A 17,372-nucleotide genomic window follows, 5' to 3' on the forward strand; every position below is an offset into this window, starting at 1 on the left:
GAGCCAGGTGGGGGGAACCTGGTGGGAGGATCCGATCTGGTGCGAGCGAGCATAACGAGACACGACGGTCTTCCTTCGTCCGGCGGCCTGTGCGCGAGGCCTGGATGGGCAGGTGTCGCAGACGGGGGTCTGCGGCCAGCAGGTCTTCGGACTCGGGATCAACCGGACGGAGCGCCTTCCCAGACCGTTGGTCCAGTGGCGTCGTGCTCCGCCCGTCACCCTCACCGCTGCGCGTCAGTCCCGGACTCTCACCGGGTTCCCTGGCTCATGGCTGAGTTTGGCTGGCAGGACGAACGTAGCACCGCCGACCGACAGCGCCCGAGACGGGCTCTGGCACGATGGCGCCGTGCCCGAGAGGACCCGCCGCGACCTGTGTCCCGGCCTGCTGCGCCCCTGGATCGCCGACGACGGCGCGCTCGTCCGGGTGCGCGTTCCCGGTGGCGCCGTGACGACCGAGGCGCTCGGCGCACTCGTCCGGGTGGCGCGTGAGCACGGCGACGGCGCGGTCCACCTGACCAGCCGCGCCAACCTCCAGGTGCGCGGCATCGAGCACGACGACGGGTGCCTGCCGGACGCGGTCGTGGACGTGATCATGGCAACCGGGCTCGTGCCGTCGACGTCGCACGAGCGGGTGCGCAACATCTTGGCCTCACCGCTCACCGGACGCAGCGGTGGCCGCGCCGACCTGCGTCCGGTGATCGCTGACCTCGACGCCCGGCTGTGCGCGGAGCCCCTGCTCGCCGCGCTGGCCGGTCGGTTCCTGTTCGTGCTCGACGACGGCCGCGGCGACCTGGTCGAGCGCGACCTGGACCTCGGTCTCGTGGCGCTCGACGCGAGCACCGCGCAGTTGCGCGCCGGGACGTCGTGGGGACCGGTCGTCCCGCTGGACGAGGCCGCTGCGGCGCTGACGACACTCGCCGTGCGGTTCGCCGAGCTCGCCGGTAGCGAACCGAGCTCTCCCTGGCACGTCGAGGAGCTGCCCGGCTCCGGCGCGGCAGTGCTGGGCGCCGTGCTCGAGCGTGCCCCGGGGACCCGGGTGAGCACGCCGCCACCCCCGCTTGGCAGGATCGCGCAGGACGACGGCCGTGTCGCGCTGCACCTGGCGGTCCGCGACGGCCGGGTGGATGCTCGCTTCATGGACCAGGTCCGCGCCCTCGGTGCCGGCGACCTCGTCGTCACGCCACGGCGCACCCTGCTCGTCCCCGATCTGGAGAATGCATGACTTTCGCCCCACCGACGCGCCGCTACGACTACGTCACCGACGGCGCGGTGATCTACGCCGACTCGTTCGCCACCATCCGCGCCGAGGCCGACCTGACGCGCGTCCCGGCCGACGCCGAGAAGGTCGCGGTGCGGATGATCCACGCGTGCGGGCAGACCGACCTGACGCGGGACCTGGTGATCCATCCCGGTCTCGTGACGGCGGCCCGGGCGGCGCTCGATGCGGGAGCGCCGATCCTGACGGACGCGCACATGGTCGCCGCCGGCGTCACCCGCGCCCGGCTGCCCCGCGACAACGAGGTCCGCTGCTTCCTGCGCGAGCCCGAGGTCCCGGCGCTCGCCCGCGCGTGGGGCACGACCCGGTCCGCGGCGGCGGTGTCTCTGTGGGCCGAGCACGTCGAGGGTGCCGTCGTCGCGTTCGGCAACGCCCCCACGGCCCTGTTCCACCTGCTGGAGATGCTGCGTGACGGCGCACCGCGACCGGCCGCGATCATCGGCACGCCGGTGGGTTTCATCGGTGCGGCCGAGTCCAAGCAGGCACTCATCGACCTCGCCGCCGACGCACCCGGGCTCGACGTGCCGTATCTCGTGGTGACCGGGCGTCGCGGCGGCTCGGCGCTGGCCGCCTCGGCGCTCAACGCCCTGGCCCAGGAGGCAGAGTGAGCGGCCGGCTGTTCGGCGTCGGGGTCGGCCCGGGGGATCCCGAGCTCGTCACGCTGAAGGCCGCCCGGCTGATCGGCGCGGCGGACGTCGTCGCCTACCATCAGGGGGTCGGCAAGCAGTCCAACGCGCGCCGCATCGCCGCCGACCTACTCCCGGACGGCGTGATCGAGGAGGCGCTCGTCTACCCGGTGACGACGCAGACCACCGACCACCCGGGCGGGTACGCCGGCGCGATGGCGGACTTCTACGCCGAGTGCGGCGACCGGCTCCGCGCGCACCTGAGGGCGGGCCGCGACGTCGTCGTGCTGGCCGAGGGCGACCCGATGCTCTACGGCTCGTTCATGTACCTGCACGACCGGCTCGCGGACGAGTTCGAGACGCAGGTCGTCGCAGGCGTACCCGCCTTCGCGGCCGCCACGGCCACGACCGCCCTGCCCCTGGTCCGGCAGACCGACGTGCTGACCGTGCTGCCCGGCACGCTTCCCGAGCCGGAGCTGGCCCGGCGCCTCGCCGACACCGACGGCGCCGTGATCATGAAGCTCGGCCGCACGTTCGCCAAGGTCCGCTCGGCGCTCGAACAGGCCGGACGCGTCGAGGGGTCCTGGTACGTCGAGCGGGCGTCGATGGACGCCCAGCGCGTGCTCCCGGTCGCCGACGTGGACCCCGAGACGGTGCCGTACTTCTCGATCGTCCTGGTCCCCGGCGACACCCGTCCCGGTGTGGCGCGCTACGACCGCTCGGTGAGTGAGGTCACCGAGCCCGTCGCCGGTGCCGAAGTCGTCGTCGTGGGCCTCGGTCCCGGTCCCGACCAGTGGCTCTCCCCCGAGGCGTCGCAAGTGCTCGCGGAGGTCGGCCACGTCCTCGGCTACGGACCGTACGTCCAGCGCGTCCCGCAGCGCCCGGGCCTGGTGCGTCACGCGTCCGGCAACACCGTCGAGGTGGACCGGGCCCGCGAGGCGCTCGAGCTGGCGCTCGCCGGTGAGCGCGTCGCGGTCGTCTCCGGCGGCGACGCGGGCATCTTCGGTATGGCGTCAGCGGTGTTCGAGGCCGCGGAGGACCCACGCTACGCGGACGTCGCCGTGCGCGTCGTGCCCGGAATCTCGGCCGTCCAAGCGGTCGCGGCGCGCGCCGGCGCCCCCATCGGCGCTGACTTCGCGGTGCTGAGCCTGTCGGACCGGCTCAAGCCCTGGGACGTCGTGGTGAAGCGACTGCGCGCCGTCGCCGAGGCGGACCTCGTGCTCGCCCTCTACAACCCGCGCTCGCGCTCGCGTACCGAGCAGGTCGCGCAGGCCCGAGCAACGCTGCTGGAGCACAAGTCACCCGAGACCGTCGTAGTCGTGGGTCGCGACGTCGGCCGCGCCGGGGAGAGCCTCACCGTGACGACGCTGGGCGAGCTCGACCCCGAGACCATCGACATGAAGTGCCTGCTGCTCGTCGGCGCCTCGTCGACGCGGGTCACCGCGGCCGGCCGCGTCTGGAGCCCGCGCTTCGTCGCCTAGTCAGCCGCGGGCGCGACGTTCGCGGCTGGCCGCGTACAGGAACGACTCACCGCCGCGGACGCCGGGAGCCAGCGCGGGGCCGACCAGGATGACCGCGGCCTGGCGCAGGCCCGCGGCCTCGACCTGCTCGCCGATGTCGGCCAGTGTGCCGCGCAGGACGAGCTCATCCGGCTGCGTCGCCTTGGACACGACGACGACCGGGCACCCGTCGCCGTAGTACTCGGCCAGCTCGGCGGCCAGCTCGCGGCTGCGAGTGATGGCCAAATGCAGGGCCAGGGTCGCGCCGGTCGCGGCGAACGCGGCGAGCTGCTCCCCCGGCGGCATGACCGTGGAACGGGCCTGAGCGCGGGTGAGCACGACCGACTGGGCGAGCTCGGGGACGGTCAGCTCGGCGCCGACGATCGCCGCGGCAGCCGCGTAGGCGGGCACACCGGGAGTGACGTCCCACGGGACCTGCGCCGCGTCGAGCCGGCGCGCCTGCTCGTGTACCGCGGAGTACAGCGACGGGTCGCCCGAGCACAGCCGCACGACCTCCAGCCCGTCGGCGTGCGCCCGCACCAGGTGGGCGGTGATCTCGTCCAGGTCAAGGTGCTGGGTGTCGACCAGTCGGGCGTCGTCGCGGCAGTGGCCGAGCACGTCGGCGTCGAGGTAGGTGCCCGCATACAGGCACACGTCCGCAACCTCGAGCAGGCGAACCGCGCGCAGCGTGAGCAGGTCGGCGGCGCCGGGTCCGGCCCCGACGAAATGGACGGTCATGACTCTCCCTTGGTGACGGTCCACTGGCTGACGGCACGCGCGGGCGTCCAGCCGGTGAAGCCGCCGAGCGGCTCGGCGCGCTCGACGTGCAGGCGGACGAGCTCGCCGCCATGGCGACGGTACCGCTCGAGCAGCACCGCCTCGGTCTCGGCCGTGACGCCGTGGACGACGAGCCGGCCACCGGCGCCAAGCGCGTCCCAGCACGCTTCGAGCACGCCGGGGACGGTCGCTCCACCGCCGACGAACACCGCGTCGGGGCGCTCGAGACCGGCCAGGGCGTCGGGCGCCGAGCCCTCGACGAGACGCAGGCCGGGAACGCCGAGCGTGGCGGCGTTGCGACGCACGAGCGCGGCGCGGTCGGCGCGGGACTCGATCGCGATCGTCCGCGCCGTCGGCCAGGCACGCATCCACTCCACGCCGATCGAGCCGCTACCGGCGCCGACGTCCCACAGCAGGTGACCGGGGGCGGGCGCGAGCCGGGCCAGGGCGCTGGCACGCAGGTCGCGCTTGGTGATCTGCCCGGCGTGCTCGAACGCGTCGTCGGGAAGCACCCCGCCCGCGGCCCAGCCCGGTCCGGTGCCGCGGATCTCGGCCGCCAGGACGTTCAGCCGGGGCACATCCACGACGTCCCACGAAGCCGCGGTCGACTCGGCACGCGACTCACTCGCGGCGCCGAGGTCGCCGAGCACGGTAAGCCTGGACTCTCCCCAGCCGAGTCCGGTGAGCAGCGCGGCGACGGCGGCAGGCGTCGTCTCGTCGCTGGAGAGCACGAGCAGCCGCCGCCCGGGTGCGAGCGCGGGGACGACGAGGTGCACGTCGCGGCCGACCAGGCTCACCGTCGTGACGGACTCCGCCGGCCACCCGAGACGTGCTCGAGCGAGCGCCACGGAGGAGACCGCGGGCACGATCGTCACCCGTTCCGGGCCCAGGATGTCCAGCAGCGTCGTGCCGACGCCCGACACGAGCGGGTCGCCCGACGCCAGCACGACGACGGGCCTGCGCGCGGCGCCCAGCAGGCCCGGCAGGTTCTCACGCAGCGGCGACGGCCACGCGACACGCTGCTGGCCATAGACCGGCGGCACCGCATCGAGGTGCCGGGCTCCGCCGAGCAGCGTCGCAGCCCCGTGCACCAGCGTCCGAGACGGCTCCGGCAAGCCCGCCCAGCCGTCGGCCCCGAGCCCGACAACGGTCACGTGCGCCTCCATGGGTTGCACCCTAGCCCGGTCCGCCCAGGCGCCGGACCGCTGTCTGGGCCGTCAGGACGGCGTCTAGGGTGATGCGAAGGTTCGAGGTGCCCCACGGCCGATGGCCACGGGGAGAATCTGGGAAGCCGGTGAGAATCCGGCACAGGGCCCGCTGCGGTGACTCAGGCACAGACCTGGGAAGTCCGAAGACCGGCCTCGATCCGAGCCGCGACGCGTCCGCGTCGTGGACGGTCATGGCAGATTGAGCGGGAGCCCTACATGCCAGCGCAGTACCCCTTTTGTGCCGTCGTCGGCTCCGACGACATGACTCTCGCCCTCACCCTGGTCGCGATCGACCCGCTCATCGGCGGCGTCCTGGTCCGTGGGGAGAAAGGCACCGCCAAGACCACCACCGTGCGCGGCCTCGCCGAGGTGCTGCCGCCGGTACGGACGTATGCGGGCGACCGGTTCTCGGTCGACCCGGACGATGCCCTGGCGGTCTGCCCCGACGGGCCCATCGACGCCTCCACGCCCGTCGTCGAGCGGCCGGTGCGGCTCGTCGAGCTGCCCGTCGGTGCGAGCGACGACCGGGTGACGGGCTCCCTCAAACTCGACGCGGCGCTGCGCGACGGCGTAGTGGCGTTCGAGCCGGGCCTGCTCGCCCGAGCCCACCGTGGCCTGCTCTACGTCGACGAGGTCAACCTGCTGCACGACCACCTCGTCGATCTGCTGCTCGACGCAGCGGCGACCGGCCGGGTCAGCGTGGAGCGCGACGGCTTCTCAGTCGAGCACGCCTCCCGGTTCGTGCTGATCGGCACGATGAACCCCGAGGAGGGCGAGCTGCGCCCGCAGCTGCTCGACCGGTTCGGCCTGACCGTCGAGGTCGCCGCACCGCGCGACCCCTCCCTGCGGGTGGAGGTCGTGCGTCGCCGGCTGGCGTTCGACGCCGACCCGGAGGGCTTCACCGCACGCTGGGCCGACGAGCAGGACGCCCTGCGTGCGCGGCTGGCGGCGGCGCGGCGGCTCGTGCCGGACGTCGTGCTCGACGACCAGACGCTGACGACCATCGCCGAGGTGTGCGCCGCGTTCGACGTCGACGGCCTGCGCGCGGACCTCGTCACCGCCCGCACCGCCGCGGCGCACGCCGCCTGGCAGGGACGCACGTACGTGACCCGCGAGGACGTCCGCGTCGCCGCCCGTCTCGCGTTGCCGCACCGCCGGCGCCGCAACCCGTTCGACGAGCCCGGCCTGGACGAGGACCGGCTCGACGACCTGCTGGGCAACGACGACCCGCACCCCGGACCGGACGGGCCCGACGACGGCCCCGGTGGTCCCGGCGGCGGGCCGCCGGACGACGCCCCGCAGGACGGCCGGTCCCCGGACGTCCACGACTCACACGCCGGAGGATCGCCCGCGCCGGACAACGCGCCGCAGCCTGCCGTTGCCGGATCGGTCGCGTCCGCCGGCGAGCCGGCACGCGCCCGCCTGCTCGTCGTACGGGGCACCGGCGAAGGCCAGGCCGGCCGCCGGTCCCGGGCCCGCACGCCTCAGGGCCGGGTGGTCGGGCAGCAGCGCGGTTCGTCCGTCGCCAGCCGCCTGCACCTGCCGGGCACCATCACCGAGGCGGCGCCGCACCAGCGTTCCCGTGGCGGCCTGGTCGAGGGCCGCGGTCTCGTCTTCGCCCCGGGCGACCTGCGCCGCGCAGAAACCGTCGGGCGGGAGTCGAACCTCGTCCTGCTGTGCGTCGACGCGTCCGGCTCGATGGCCGCGCGACGTCGCATGGAGCAGGTCAAGACCGCCGTGCTCGCGCTGCTGCTGGACGCCTACCGCCGCCGGGACAAGGTCGCGCTGGTGACGTTCCGCCAGCGCACCGCCGACCTGGCCCTGCCGCCGACCGGGTCCGTCGATGTCGCCTCCCGGCGCCTGGCCGACCTGCCGGCCGGCGGGCGTACGCCGCTCGCCGAGGGCCTGGAGCGCTCCACGGAGGTGCTGCGCCGCGAGGCGCTGCGCGACCCGTCCCGCCGGCCGCTGCTGGTCGTGGTGACCGACGGCCGTGCGACCTTCGGGCCGGACGCGCTCGGTCGTGCCCACCGCGCCGCGGCGCACCTGGCCGCTACCGGCGTGCAGAGCGTCGTGGTCGACTGCGAGACCGGACGGTTCCGGCTCGGCCTTGCCGCGCAGCTGGCCGCAACCCTGCAGGCCGAGCACGTGCCGCTCGGTGAGGTGACCGCCGAAAAGCTCACCAGCGTCGTCCACACGGCGACCGCGCCGCGCGAGGGGGTGGCCTGATGCCGCAGGGCAAGCCGCTGGTCGTCCCGGACGACGGCATCACCACCCGGGCACGACGCAACCGTCCGCTGCTGATGGTCCACACCGGCAACGGCAAGGGCAAGTCGACCGCGGCCTTCGGCCTGGCGATACGCGCCTGGAACCAGGGTTGGGACATCGGGGTCTTCCAGTTCGTCAAGTCGGCCAAGTGGCGCATCGGGGAGCAGACGGTGCTCGAACGACTCGGCCGCCTGCACGAGGAGACCGGCGAGGGCGGGCCCGTCGAGTGGCACAAGATGGGCTCGGGGTGGTCCTGGAGCCGCAAGGGCGGCACCGAGGCAGACCATGCCGCTGACGCCGCCGAGGGCTGGGCGGAGGTGAAGCGGCGCATCCAGGCCGAGCGGCACCAGCTGTACGTCCTGGACGAGTTCACCTACCCGATGCAGTGGGGCTGGGTCGACGTCGACGACGTCGTGGAAACACTCGCCAACCGTCCTGGCCGCCAGCACGTCGTCGTCACCGGCCGCCGCGCCGACCCCCGCCTCGTCGCGGCGGCCGACCTGGTGACCGAGATGCTGCACGTCAAGCACCCGATGGACGTCGGCCAGAAGGGTCAGCGAGGCATCGAGTGGTGAGGCTGCCGCGCGTGCTGCTCGCGGCACCGGCCTCCGGCCACGGCAAGACCACGATCGCGACCGGGCTCATGGCCGCGTTGGCCGCCCGCGGGCATGCCGTCTCGGGGCACAAGGTCGGGCCCGACTACATCGACCCCGGCTACCACGCGCTGGCCACCGGGCGTCCGGGCCGCAACCTCGACCCGCACCTGACCGACCCCTCGCTCGTGGTCCCGCTGCTGCTGCACGGCGCCCAGGGCGCGGACGTCGCGGTCGTCGAGGGGGTCATGGGCCTGTTCGACGGCCGCATCGGCGGCGACGGGTTCGCCTCCACCGCCCACGTCGCGACGCTCACCCAGACGCCGATCGTCCTGGTCGTGGACGTCTCGCACGCCGCGCGCAGCGTAGGGGCAGTCGTGCACGGGATGGCGACGTTCCAGCCCGGCGTCACGATCGCGGGTGTCGTGCTCAACAAAGCCGGCTCCCCCCGCCACGCTGCCGAGGCGGCACGCGCGGTGGAGTCCGCCGGCGTCCCCGTGCTCGGGATCCTGCAGCGCGACCATGGGGTCAGCGCGCCTTCGCGCCACCTCGGGCTCGTCCCCGCAGCCGAGCGCGACGAGGCCGCCGCCTCGCTGGACAGGCTGGCCGAGCAGGTCGCCCGCCACGTCGACCTGGACGCCGTGCTGGAGGTGGCGCACACCGCGCCCGACCTCGACGCCGAGCCGTGGGACCCGGCCGCGCACGTCCGACCCTCCGGCACCGGGTCCCCGATCATCGCGGTCGCGGCCGGGCGTGCGTTCACCTTCCGGTACGCCGAGACGACCGAGCTGCTGCAGGCGGCGGGCTGCACCGTCGTGCCGTTCGACCCGGCCCGGGACGAGCGGCTTCCCGCCGGGACGCGCGGTCTGTATCTCGGCGGGGGTTTCCCCGAGGTGCACGCGGCCGCGCTGAGCACCAACAGGGCGCTGCGCGACGAGCTGCGTCAGGCCGTCCTCGACGGCGTCCCGACGGTGGCCGAGTGCGCCGGACTGCTGTACCTGTGCCGTTCCGTCGACGGGCACCCCATGGTCGGGGCGCTCGACGCCGACGCGGTCATGACGCCCCGGCTCACCCTCGCGTACCGCCGGGCCGAACTCGGCTCGGACCAGCTCCTCGGCGCACGCGGGACCGGTGCCACGGCGCACGAATTCCACCGCACCATGGTCACTCCCGTGCACGGCGAGCGTCCCGCGTGGACGTTGGAGGGCGGCGACGTCGGGTTCGCGGGCCGGACGCTCAGCGCGTCCTATCTGCACGTGCACTGGGCCGGGCACCCGTGCCTGGCCCAGTCGTTCGCGGACGCGGTGCACCAGGCGGACGCGATCGCGGCACCTGGTGCGCCACGAACGCACGCCGTCGCCGTGCCACTGGTCCCCGAACCGCCTGCGGCCCCGTTGCGCCACCACGGCGACCTGGAGCTGTCCGCCGGCCTGCTGGACCTGGCGGTCGACGTCAGTCGCCTGCCCCGCCCGGAGTGGCTCGAGCGGGCGCTGCGCGACGGAATCGCGGCCTCCGATACCTACCCCGAAGCCACCGCGGCCCACGTCGCTGTGGCGCGTCGCCACGGTCGTGACGAGTCCGAGGTCCTCGTCACGGCCGGCACCGCCGAGGCGTTCTTCCTGCTCGCCCGAGCACGGCCTTGGCGACGCCCGGTCGTCGTGCACCCTCAGTTCACCGAGCCCGACGTCGCGCTACGCGCCGCGGGCCACACCGTCACCCATGTCCTGTGCCGGACCGAGGACGACTTCGCCCTCGACCCCGGTGCTGTCCCTGACGACGCGGACCTCGTCGTGGTCGGCAACCCCGCCGACCCGACCGGGCACCTGCACGCCGCCGCGACCCTGCGCGCCCTGTGCCGCCCCGGGCGCGTTGTCGTCGTGGACGAGACGTTCATGGACTTCGTGCCGGGTGAGCCGCAGACGCTCACCTCGCACCGGCTACCCGGGCTGGTCGTGGTGCGAAGCCTGACCGAGCTGTGGTCGATTCCCGGCATCCGCGCCGGGTACGTCGTGGGCGACGCCGCCGTGGTCGCCGACCTCCGAACCCAGCAACCGGCCTGGTCGGTCGGCACCCCGGCGCTGCATGCCGTCGTCGCGACCACCGGGCCGCAGGCCGAGGCCGAGGCGGGGCGCCGGGCCGCGCTGTGCGTGCGGCAGCGGCGCACGCTCGTGGACGGGCTGAGCGAGCTCGGCCTCACGGTCGCGGAGTCCCACGCCCCGTTCGTCCTCGCCCGGCTGGGCTCCGGGGCGCACGCGCGCCTCAGGGACGCGGGCGTGGCCGTACGCCGGGCCGACACCTTCCCCGGTCTCGACGGCTCGTGGGCGCGCATCGCCGTCCGCGAGCCGGCCGCCACCCGCCATCTGCTCACCACGTTGGGACTCACCGTCACATGGAGCTGAACGTCACCGGTCGCAGCGTGCTCGTCCTCGACGGGGGCCCACGCGCCATTGCCACGGTCGCTGCGCTGCTGCGTGAGGGTGCAGCTGTCACTGTCGCAGCGCCGACCGTGTGCGCCGCGCTGGAGGACCTCGCCCTGCGTCGGCGCCTGACCTGGGTCACGGCACCCGTGGACGAGGGCTGCTTCGATGTCGTGCTGCGGGCCGTCACGCCCCGGACGGCTGACGCACCCGCCCGGACGGACCGGGCCGGTCACGTCACGCTGGTCGGCGCCGGCCCCGGGGACCCCGGTCTGGTCACCGTCGCCGGACGTGCGGCCATCGAACAGGCCGACGTGATCATCGCCGACCGGCTCGCGCCGTGGGAGGCGCTGGCGTGGGCCCGCCCGGAGGCCGAGGTCGTCGACGTCGCGAAGATCCCCTACGGGCGGAGCACCAGCCAGGAGGAGATCAACCGTCTCCTCGTGACGCACGCACGCGCTGGGCGTCACGTCGTGCGGCTCAAGGGCGGCGACTCCTACGTGTTCGGCCGCGGCTTCGAGGAGGTTGCTGCGTGCGCCGACGCCGGGGTCGCCACCACCGTGGTGCCCGGCGTGACGTCCAGCGTCGCGGGCCCCGAGCTCGCCGGCATTCCGGTCACCCACCGCGGACTCGTCCAGGGCTTCACCGTCGTCTCCGGCCACGTGCCGCCGGGCCACCCCGATTCGTCGATCGACTACCCGGCCCTCGCACGCTCCGGCACCACGATCGTGGTGCTCATGGGCGTGCGTACCCTTCCTGCCATCGTCGAAGCGCTCATCGCCGCCGAGCTGGACGAGGGCACGCCGTGCGCGGTCGTGGCGGACGCCAGCCTGGCCAGCCAGCAGGTCGTCCGCAGCACCCTCGCCCACATCGTCGCCGACACCGCCGCGGCCGGCATCGGCGCCCCTGCCGTCGCGGTCATCGGTCACGTGGCCGCGCTCGAGCCGCGTCCTGCGTGGGCGGTCATGACAGCCGCCACACCGTTTCCCCGCCCGATACCTGCTATGGTCGTCCCACCTTGCTGAAGGAAGCCGGTGCGATCCCGGCGCAGTCGCGCTACTGTGACGCCGCTTGCGGCGAAGCCAGACCCTCCAGCCAGGTGAACATTCATCGACGGGACGCAGATTTCCCAAGGAGTGTCATGTCTCAGGCAACCACGGCCGTTCCGGCCGCTGTCCCCAGCATCCCCGTGCGCGAGCTCGCCCCCTGGGCCCTGTTCTTCTCGCTGCTCACCGCCGTCGTTCTGTTCTTCGTGGGCGCCGAGCAGGGAGCATTCTCCGTCTTCGAGGGCACCGCCGTGCACGAGTTGGTTCACGACGCACGGCACGTCTTGGGCTACCCCTGCCACTGACGCTCGCGCGTCGGGCGCCCGGTCGGCCGGATTCACCTTCTCTCGCTCCCGGTCCTGCCGGCGGCTCGCGCTGCCCGCGGCCGGCTCTCGAACGGACCCCTGATGGCCCCTCGTACCTTCCTCGTGCACGGCCTGCTGGCTGGCCTCATCGCCGGCTTCGCGGCCTTCCTCGTCGCCTACGTCGTCGCTGAGCCCCAGGTCGACACCGCCATCGCCCTGGAGGAGGCGGGCTCGGCCGAAGACGGGCACACGCACGACGACGCGACCGCCGAGCAACCCCACAGCCACGGTGAGGAGGCCCAGGTCTCCCGCGAAACGCAGTCGACCTGGGGCCTGGCAACCGGCACCATCCTGATGGGCGCCGTCCTCGGCGGCGCCACGGCGCTCGCTGCCGCGTTCGCCGTCGGGCGCCTGGGCAGGCTCTCCGCACGAGCCTCCACCGCGGTGGTGGCCGGCGTCGGCTTCGTCGCCACGGCGCTGGTGCCGTTCTTCAAGTACCCCGCCACGCCGCCGGCGGTGGGCTCGGGCGACACGATCGGCGAACGGACCGCCCTGTACTTCGGATTCTGGGCGCTGAGCCTCGTCGCGGCGATCGGCGCCGTGCTCCTGGCCCGGCGGGTCCTGCCCCAGCTTGGCGCGTACGCCGCGGTGCTGGTCGGTGCCGCCGCATACCTCGTCGTGGTCGTGGTCGCCGGCGCCGTCCTGCCGACGGTCAACGAGGTCGGCAACTTCCCGGCCGACACGCTCTGGTACTTCCGCCGCTCGTCGATCATGACCCTGGCCGCGACGTGGACCGTCCTCGGCTTCGTGCTCACCGGCCTGGTCGGACGCGACGCGGACCGAGCCACCGAGCGGCTGCGCCGCCAGGAACTGGCCGCCACGCTCTGAGCCGCCCCGGACCGCAGCCGCGCACCACCCGTCGCGCGGCTGCGGTCAGCGCGGCTGCGGTCCGGGGCGGCTGCGGTCAGCGTGCCGGCAGCGCCTGCACCCAGGCCAGCGCGGCGTCGACGTCGCGGACGACCCGCACACCGCCCGACGGGCCGGCTCGGCGGACGACGACCACCGGCATCGCCCGCTCGGCGGCGACCTCGAGCTTCGCGACGGTGTGGTCACCGCCGGAGTCCTTCGTCACCAGGACGTCCGCGTCTGCCATCACCTGCCGTTCGTGTTCGATCGTGTACGGTCCACGGCTGCGCAGCAGCATCCAGGAGGCCGGCAGGCGGAGGTCCGGCTCGTCCACCACGCGCACGAGGCACGCGTGGCGGCGCAGCGGCTCGACGAAACGCCCGAGCGACTGCCGCCCGACGGTGAGGAACGGCCGTTCCCCCAGCCCTGCCGCCACGCGAGCGGCCTCGTCGTGGTCGCCGACCCAGTGCCAGCCGGACGCCTCAGGCCGGCCAGCCCAGCCGGGCCGCTCCAGGCGGAGCAGCGGAACGCCGACCGCCGGGCACGCCGCAGCCGCGTTGGCGCTGATCCTTTCCGCGAACGGGTGTGTCGCGTCGACGACGGCATCCACCCCAGCGCCCTCCAGGTACGTCGTCAGCCCTTCGATCCCACCGAAGCCACCGACACGCACCTGTCCGACCGGCAGCCGCGGACGCACGACACGTCCCGCGAGCGAGGTCACGACTTCGGCACCGTCCTCGACGAGCGCGGCCGCCAGCGCGCGGGCCTCCCCCGTCCCGCCAAGCACGAGGACCCTCACGCGTGGGGTCCGATCGCAGGGACTGCGGGAACGCCTTGCTCGGCCAGGCCCAGCAACGCGTCGACGTCGAGGTGCTTCTTGCCTGCGTCAGAGGCCGTGCCCGCCACCAGGGACCGGGCGGTACGGCGAGCCTGTGCGTCCACCGCTCCAGTATCGCTTCTCGTCTGCCCGTCGGACCGGCGGGCTCGAACTCCCCGAGCCGTCCGTGGCCGCAGCGAACGCGACCGGCCGGCCGGAGGAACGGCAGGCGGGGACGGGTCATGGCATCTCCCAGAGGGATCATGGTGGGTGCCGCGATTCTGTCCGCGCCGTCGTGCGGCGCCAATATCGATGGCCATTGCTGGCGGAGGCGCTTCGTCGATCGCCGGAGTTGCCGCGGTGCCGCTACTTGCGAGCCACCACCACCTCCGCTACACAGGGGTCAGTAGGGGAAGCGCCGCAACGACGACCAGTGTGATCCACCAACATGGATGGAGGCGCCTCGATGGCGTTGATCCCGGCGGCTGGCGGCGGTTGTGGCGAGTCGTCGACGCCCGCACCATCGATCCGGTCTCCGAGGCCGGCCAATTCTGATGTCGAGTGGGACAACTTCGACCCCCAGGCATACGTCCGGCACAACTACGCGGTGCTGCGTGCCGACGATCGTGAACTCCTCCGCCGGACCAGGGACTTCTTCGCTGAGACGACGCTCTCCGACGCGTGCTGTGTCGACGTCGGCTCGGGGGCGAACCTCTACCCGGCGCTGTCGCTGCTGCCGATCGCGCGCACGCTCGACCTGTGTGAATGGTCGGCGTCGAACGTGCGCTGGCTGAGCACGCAGATCGCCGGCTACGACGAGCTCTGGGACCCGTACTGGCAGGTGTGCGCGGAGCACCCGGCGTACTCGGCGGTGACCGATCCACGGGGCCGGCTGGCTCAGGTGGGCCGGGTGCTGCGGGCCAGTGTCTTCGACCTGCCCAGGCGTGCCTGGGACGCCGGCACGATGTTCTTCGTGGCCTGCTCCATATCGGCCGACCAGGCGGAAGCCGAGCACGCCATCGGCAGCTTCCTGCACGCGCTGCGGCCCGGCTCGCCCTTCGTCGTGGCGGTCATGCTCGGTTCCCGCGGCTACCACGTCGGCGAGCGCCTGTTCCCGGCCGTGGCGCTGCAGCGCGCCGAGGTGGTGGCCAGCATCGCGACCAGCGCGTACGACCTGGACGTCCACGAGGTCCGGCCCCGGACGCCGCTGCGGGACGGATATCTGAGCATGCTGCTGGCCACCGGCCGCAGCCGCGGTTAGGGCATCGCGTCAGTCTCCGGCGATCGTCCGGCGGGCACCGGTGGGCCAGAGGATCGTAATCGGGACACCCTGCTGCCGCGCCCAGTCGACGGTCCGGTCGGTCGCCGCCGCGTGGCAGCCCGGGTCACCGTCCCAGATCGCCACGAGTCGCTGCACCCGTCGCACCAGCTCCCGGTTGGCGGCCACGTAGGCGGCCGTGCCGGAGCGGTCGTAGCCGGGGTGGACGACCGCTGCCGCCCGAGCGAGCAGCTCGTCGAAGGTCGCTCGGTTCTCCGGGGCGATCACGGCGGTGCGGTAGTCGCGGGCGGGCAGGATCACCTCGTACGTGCCGCCCATGTCCAGGAGCGTGCGCGCGAAGACCTGGTCGGCGCCGGCGGCCAGGCAGGTGACGCCGTGCACCGGGCGGTCGCTGATCCGGCGCAACTCGGCGCGGAGCGCGTCGGCGACGAGCAACTCGGTGTCGCGGGTCAGGTTGATGTGCCCGGCTATGCCGACGCGCACCGGTGCGGGTTCAGTCGGCATCCCCCGGTCCTTCCCGCTGCTTGGGCACCGCGGGCGCCAGCCGGATCAGCTCGAACCCGCTGTCGGAGAGCACGTCGGGCAGGGCCCGGATCTCCGCGCGGTTCTGCTCCTGGACGTCGAGGGGCAACTCGTCCCATGGCCGCAGGGCGGGATGCCGTCGCCGGACGTCGTCGCGGAACTCGCCGTGCGTCCAGCCCTCCCCGCGCCGTTCCCGGCACCACCGTTCGTGCTCGAGGCGGGCGAGTTCCTCGATCCGGTCGTCGATGGCCTCTCCGGCGGCGGAAGCGTCGCCGGTGCCGCCGCGCCGGGGCGCCACGACGCACCCGAGGTTACGCAGCTTGGCGGCGATGTCCTGGACGTGGGCCCGGTTGGCTCGTCGCAGCGACTCGGGCAGTCGCGACCAGCCCACCATCGCCGGCGCGCCGCCGGGGCGCACCCCGGCGCGCTGCTGTGCCTGGAGGTACCGCTCGTGGATCAGCCGGGCCAGCCGCTCGGTGAGGTCCTCGGCGATCAGCCGGGCATCGCAGGCGTGCGTCAACACCGGATAGAGGCGGAGCTTGCCGTGTACTTCGTCGAGCAGATCGTGGCGGGCATCGCCGTGGAAGGCGGCGGCAAGCGCTGCCTGCCGGTAGACCGGCACGAAGACCGAACTCTCCGCGCTCTGCCAGAGGGCGGGCGTGTCCAGCACGAACTGCAGCCCGTTGGTCTCGTCCGGGGCGCAGATGTAGATGCGGTCGTAGCGGCGGCGGTCGAGCCGGTCGAAGCTCGCGAGCCGGTCGAGCTCCAGATCGTACGCGGTGATCTCGCAGGCGGCGGTCAGGAACGGATAGCGGGACGCCACGGAGGCGAGTTCGGTGCTGGCGTCCGGGGCCGCCAGGTCCACCCGCAGCGGGGGCGGCAGGTGGCCGGCCGGGGTGTCGGCCAGGCGTGCCCGCCAGTGCCGGGCGGTTTCCACCAGGAGGGTCCGGCGGAAGCTGCCGGTGCCGGCGATGAGCACCCTGGCGGGCCGGCCGCTGGGGCGCGGCAGCGGGTGGTGTCGGTGCAGTGCGCGGGCCGCGACGTCGTCGACGTGGAAGTAGTCCAGCCGCAGCCGGTTGAATCCGACGGCGCCGAGCCGTCGGGCCTGCAGGGACAGGCACATCTCGGAGTCGTGGACCAGTACGTAGACGCGGGGTGGTTGCCGGCGGTCCTGGATGAGACGGCTGGCGGTGTTGGCGATCGCGTGGTTGCGGTCGTCGTCCTCGCTGCACACGTAGACGGTGTGGGCCCGGGACAGGCCGGCACCGCGCAACACCGCGGGGCTGGCCGGGTCGCCGATGACACCGAGATAGCGGCGTAGGCGGTACTCCAGCGGTCCGAACGGTACGGAGCGCACCACGACCACGCGTTCGCCGTCGGCGAAGAGCCGGTCGGCGAGCATGTGGGCGAACTGGGAGTCGCCGCAGACCAGGACGTGGTTGCGGGCCCGCCGGGCCCGTAGGCGGCGGCTCTCGGCAGCCAGCAGCAGCCGGCTTGCCTCGGCCACGGCGAGCAGCGTGAACAGCGGGGCGGCGAACCGCGCGACCTGCAGCTGCCACGGGTATGGCCCGGCGTCCTGGAAGGGTTCGGCGCCGAGAACGAAGAGCTGCAAATCGTAGTAGAACACGTCATACGGATTGTGCGCGGTGTCAGGCCGGGACTCAAGCAGGCGCTCGAAGCCGACATAGCCGAGGATGAAGGCGCCCAGTCCGATGACTCCGAACACGACTCGCAGCCACCATACGGCCAGGCGGGACGAGCCGGCGGCCGGGTCTGTCATGAGCCACATGGTATTTGACGGGATCGATACAGCCGGGCTCGGCGCGTACGATCCGG

The 17,372-nt window shown here is 73.5% G+C and carries 15 protein-coding genes, 1 pseudogene and 3 riboswitches; of the genes and pseudogenes, 11 read left to right on the forward strand and 5 right to left on the reverse strand.

Annotated features, from left to right (window positions below):
• Positions 1-120: 120 nt before the first annotated feature.
• Positions 121-301, reverse strand: a riboswitch (cobalamin riboswitch).
• Between the two features lie 45 nt (positions 302-346).
• The 3 genes from ACQPZO_RS19330 to ACQPZO_RS19340 are packed head-to-tail and all read left to right on the forward strand — an operon-like array spanning position 347 to position 3,383.
• Positions 347-1,222, forward strand: a complete 876-nt coding sequence (locus ACQPZO_RS19330; RefSeq protein ID WP_433342864.1) for a sulfite reductase subunit beta — start codon at positions 347-349, stop codon at positions 1,220-1,222.
• On the forward strand, positions 1,219-1,884 hold the full coding sequence (locus ACQPZO_RS19335) for a precorrin-8X methylmutase (RefSeq protein ID WP_433342865.1): 666 nt from the start codon (positions 1,219-1,221) through the stop codon (positions 1,882-1,884). Before ACQPZO_RS19330 ends, ACQPZO_RS19335 begins: the two co-directional genes overlap by 4 nt.
• Positions 1,881-3,383 (forward strand): precorrin-2 C(20)-methyltransferase, encoded by a 1,503-nt coding sequence (locus ACQPZO_RS19340; RefSeq protein ID WP_433342866.1) that lies wholly within the window; start codon positions 1,881-1,883, stop codon positions 3,381-3,383. The genes ACQPZO_RS19335 and ACQPZO_RS19340 overlap by 4 nt, the downstream gene beginning before the upstream one ends.
• Here ACQPZO_RS19340 and cobM read toward each other — a convergent pair whose 3' ends face one another.
• On the reverse strand, positions 3,384-4,139 hold the full coding sequence (gene cobM, locus ACQPZO_RS19345) for a precorrin-4 C(11)-methyltransferase (protein ID WP_433342868.1): 756 nt from the start codon (positions 4,137-4,139) through the stop codon (positions 3,384-3,386).
• Positions 4,136-5,344 (reverse strand): precorrin-6y C5,15-methyltransferase (decarboxylating) subunit CbiE, encoded by a 1,209-nt coding sequence (gene cbiE / locus ACQPZO_RS19350; protein ID WP_433342870.1) that lies wholly within the window; start codon positions 5,342-5,344, stop codon positions 4,136-4,138. The genes cobM and cbiE overlap by 4 nt, the downstream gene beginning before the upstream one ends.
• Before the next feature lie 67 nt (positions 5,345-5,411).
• A riboswitch (cobalamin riboswitch) is annotated at positions 5,412-5,556 on the forward strand.
• Positions 5,557-5,602: 46 nt separating this feature from the next.
• Between cbiE and ACQPZO_RS19355 the strand changes: the two genes are divergently transcribed.
• From ACQPZO_RS19355 to ACQPZO_RS19385, 7 genes and pseudogenes are all read left to right on the forward strand, one after another.
• A complete protein-coding gene (locus tag ACQPZO_RS19355) occupies positions 5,603-7,612 on the forward strand; it encodes a VWA domain-containing protein (RefSeq protein ID WP_433342873.1) in 2,010 nt (669 codons plus the stop codon).
• Positions 7,612-8,226 (forward strand): cob(I)yrinic acid a,c-diamide adenosyltransferase, encoded by a 615-nt coding sequence (gene cobO, locus ACQPZO_RS19360; protein ID WP_433342875.1) that lies wholly within the window; start codon positions 7,612-7,614, stop codon positions 8,224-8,226. The genes ACQPZO_RS19355 and cobO overlap by 1 nt, the downstream gene beginning before the upstream one ends.
• Positions 8,220-9,548: pseudogene (locus ACQPZO_RS19365) on the forward strand (cobyrinate a,c-diamide synthase); the annotation flags it as partial. The gene cobO and the pseudogene ACQPZO_RS19365, both read left to right, overlap by 7 nt.
• A gap of 57 nt (positions 9,549-9,605) precedes the next feature.
• The gene (cobC, locus tag ACQPZO_RS19370) at positions 9,606-10,643 is read left to right on the forward strand and encodes an Rv2231c family pyridoxal phosphate-dependent protein CobC (RefSeq protein WP_433351087.1); all 1,038 of its coding nucleotides are present in this window, start codon (positions 9,606-9,608) and stop codon (positions 10,641-10,643) included.
• A complete protein-coding gene (gene cobA, locus ACQPZO_RS19375; protein ID WP_433342876.1) occupies positions 10,634-11,686 on the forward strand; it encodes a uroporphyrinogen-III C-methyltransferase in 1,053 nt (350 codons plus the stop codon). The genes cobC and cobA overlap by 10 nt, the downstream gene beginning before the upstream one ends.
• Positions 11,676-11,763, forward strand: a riboswitch (adenosylcobalamin (AdoCbl) riboswitch). Its footprint overlaps the gene before it by 11 nt.
• A 39-nt stretch (positions 11,764-11,802) precedes the next feature.
• On the forward strand, positions 11,803-12,012 hold the full coding sequence (locus tag ACQPZO_RS19380; RefSeq protein ID WP_433342877.1) for a CbtB domain-containing protein: 210 nt from the start codon (positions 11,803-11,805) through the stop codon (positions 12,010-12,012).
• 102 nt (positions 12,013-12,114) lie between these two features.
• Positions 12,115-12,900: a CbtA family protein gene (locus tag ACQPZO_RS19385; protein WP_433342879.1), complete on the forward strand. Its 786-nt coding sequence runs from the start codon at positions 12,115-12,117 to the stop codon at positions 12,898-12,900.
• A gap of 76 nt (positions 12,901-12,976) precedes the next feature.
• On the opposite strand, the gene ACQPZO_RS19390 is transcribed toward ACQPZO_RS19385, so the two are convergent.
• On the reverse strand, positions 12,977-13,717 hold the full coding sequence (locus ACQPZO_RS19390; RefSeq protein ID WP_433342880.1) for a cobalt-precorrin-6A reductase: 741 nt from the start codon (positions 13,715-13,717) through the stop codon (positions 12,977-12,979).
• Positions 13,718-14,201: 484 nt separating this feature from the next.
• On the opposite strand from ACQPZO_RS19390, the gene ACQPZO_RS19395 reads away from it, so the two are divergent.
• The gene (locus tag ACQPZO_RS19395) at positions 14,202-14,996 is read left to right on the forward strand and encodes an SCO2525 family SAM-dependent methyltransferase (protein ID WP_433342882.1); all 795 of its coding nucleotides are present in this window, start codon (positions 14,202-14,204) and stop codon (positions 14,994-14,996) included.
• Positions 14,997-15,005: 9 nt separating this feature from the next.
• Here ACQPZO_RS19395 and ACQPZO_RS19400 read toward each other — a convergent pair whose 3' ends face one another.
• Positions 15,006-15,518 carry a hypothetical protein gene (locus ACQPZO_RS19400; protein WP_433342884.1) on the reverse strand — a complete coding sequence of 171 codons (513 nt, stop codon included), beginning with the start codon at positions 15,516-15,518 and terminating at the stop codon, positions 15,006-15,008.
• On the reverse strand, positions 15,508-17,316 hold the full coding sequence (locus tag ACQPZO_RS19405; RefSeq protein WP_433342886.1) for a RyR domain-containing protein: 1,809 nt from the start codon (positions 17,314-17,316) through the stop codon (positions 15,508-15,510). The genes ACQPZO_RS19400 and ACQPZO_RS19405 overlap by 11 nt, the downstream gene beginning before the upstream one ends.
• Positions 17,317-17,372: the final 56 nt, after the last annotated feature.

It is taken from the genome of Micromonospora sp. CA-111912 (genome assembly GCF_050948415.1).
Classification (GTDB): domain Bacteria; phylum Actinomycetota; class Actinomycetes; order Mycobacteriales; family Micromonosporaceae; genus Micromonospora.

Bases quoted from the DNA above. Each gene is read 5' to 3' on its own strand.
- ACQPZO_RS19335 (WP_433342865.1), top strand. From the start codon at position 1,219: ATGACTTTCGCCCCACCGACGCGCCGCTACGACTACGTCACCGACGGC.
- cobM (WP_433342868.1), bottom strand. From the start codon at position 4,139: ATGACCGTCCATTTCGTCGGGGCCGGACCCGGCGCCGCCGACCTGCTC.
- cbiE (WP_433342870.1), bottom strand. From the start codon at position 5,344: ATGGAGGCGCACGTGACCGTTGTCGGGCTCGGGGCCGACGGCTGGGCG.
- ACQPZO_RS19355 (WP_433342873.1), top strand. From the start codon at position 5,603: ATGCCAGCGCAGTACCCCTTTTGTGCCGTCGTCGGCTCCGACGACATG.
- cobO (WP_433342875.1), top strand. From the start codon at position 7,612: ATGCCGCAGGGCAAGCCGCTGGTCGTCCCGGACGACGGCATCACCACC.
- cobA (WP_433342876.1), top strand. From the start codon at position 10,634: ATGGAGCTGAACGTCACCGGTCGCAGCGTGCTCGTCCTCGACGGGGGC.
- ACQPZO_RS19380 (WP_433342877.1), top strand. From the start codon at position 11,803: ATGTCTCAGGCAACCACGGCCGTTCCGGCCGCTGTCCCCAGCATCCCC.
- ACQPZO_RS19385 (WP_433342879.1), top strand. From the start codon at position 12,115: ATGGCCCCTCGTACCTTCCTCGTGCACGGCCTGCTGGCTGGCCTCATC.
- ACQPZO_RS19395 (WP_433342882.1), top strand. From the start codon at position 14,202: ATGGCGTTGATCCCGGCGGCTGGCGGCGGTTGTGGCGAGTCGTCGACG.
- ACQPZO_RS19400 (WP_433342884.1), bottom strand. From the start codon at position 15,518: ATGCCGACTGAACCCGCACCGGTGCGCGTCGGCATAGCCGGGCACATC.
- ACQPZO_RS19405 (WP_433342886.1), bottom strand. From the start codon at position 17,316: ATGACAGACCCGGCCGCCGGCTCGTCCCGCCTGGCCGTATGGTGGCTG.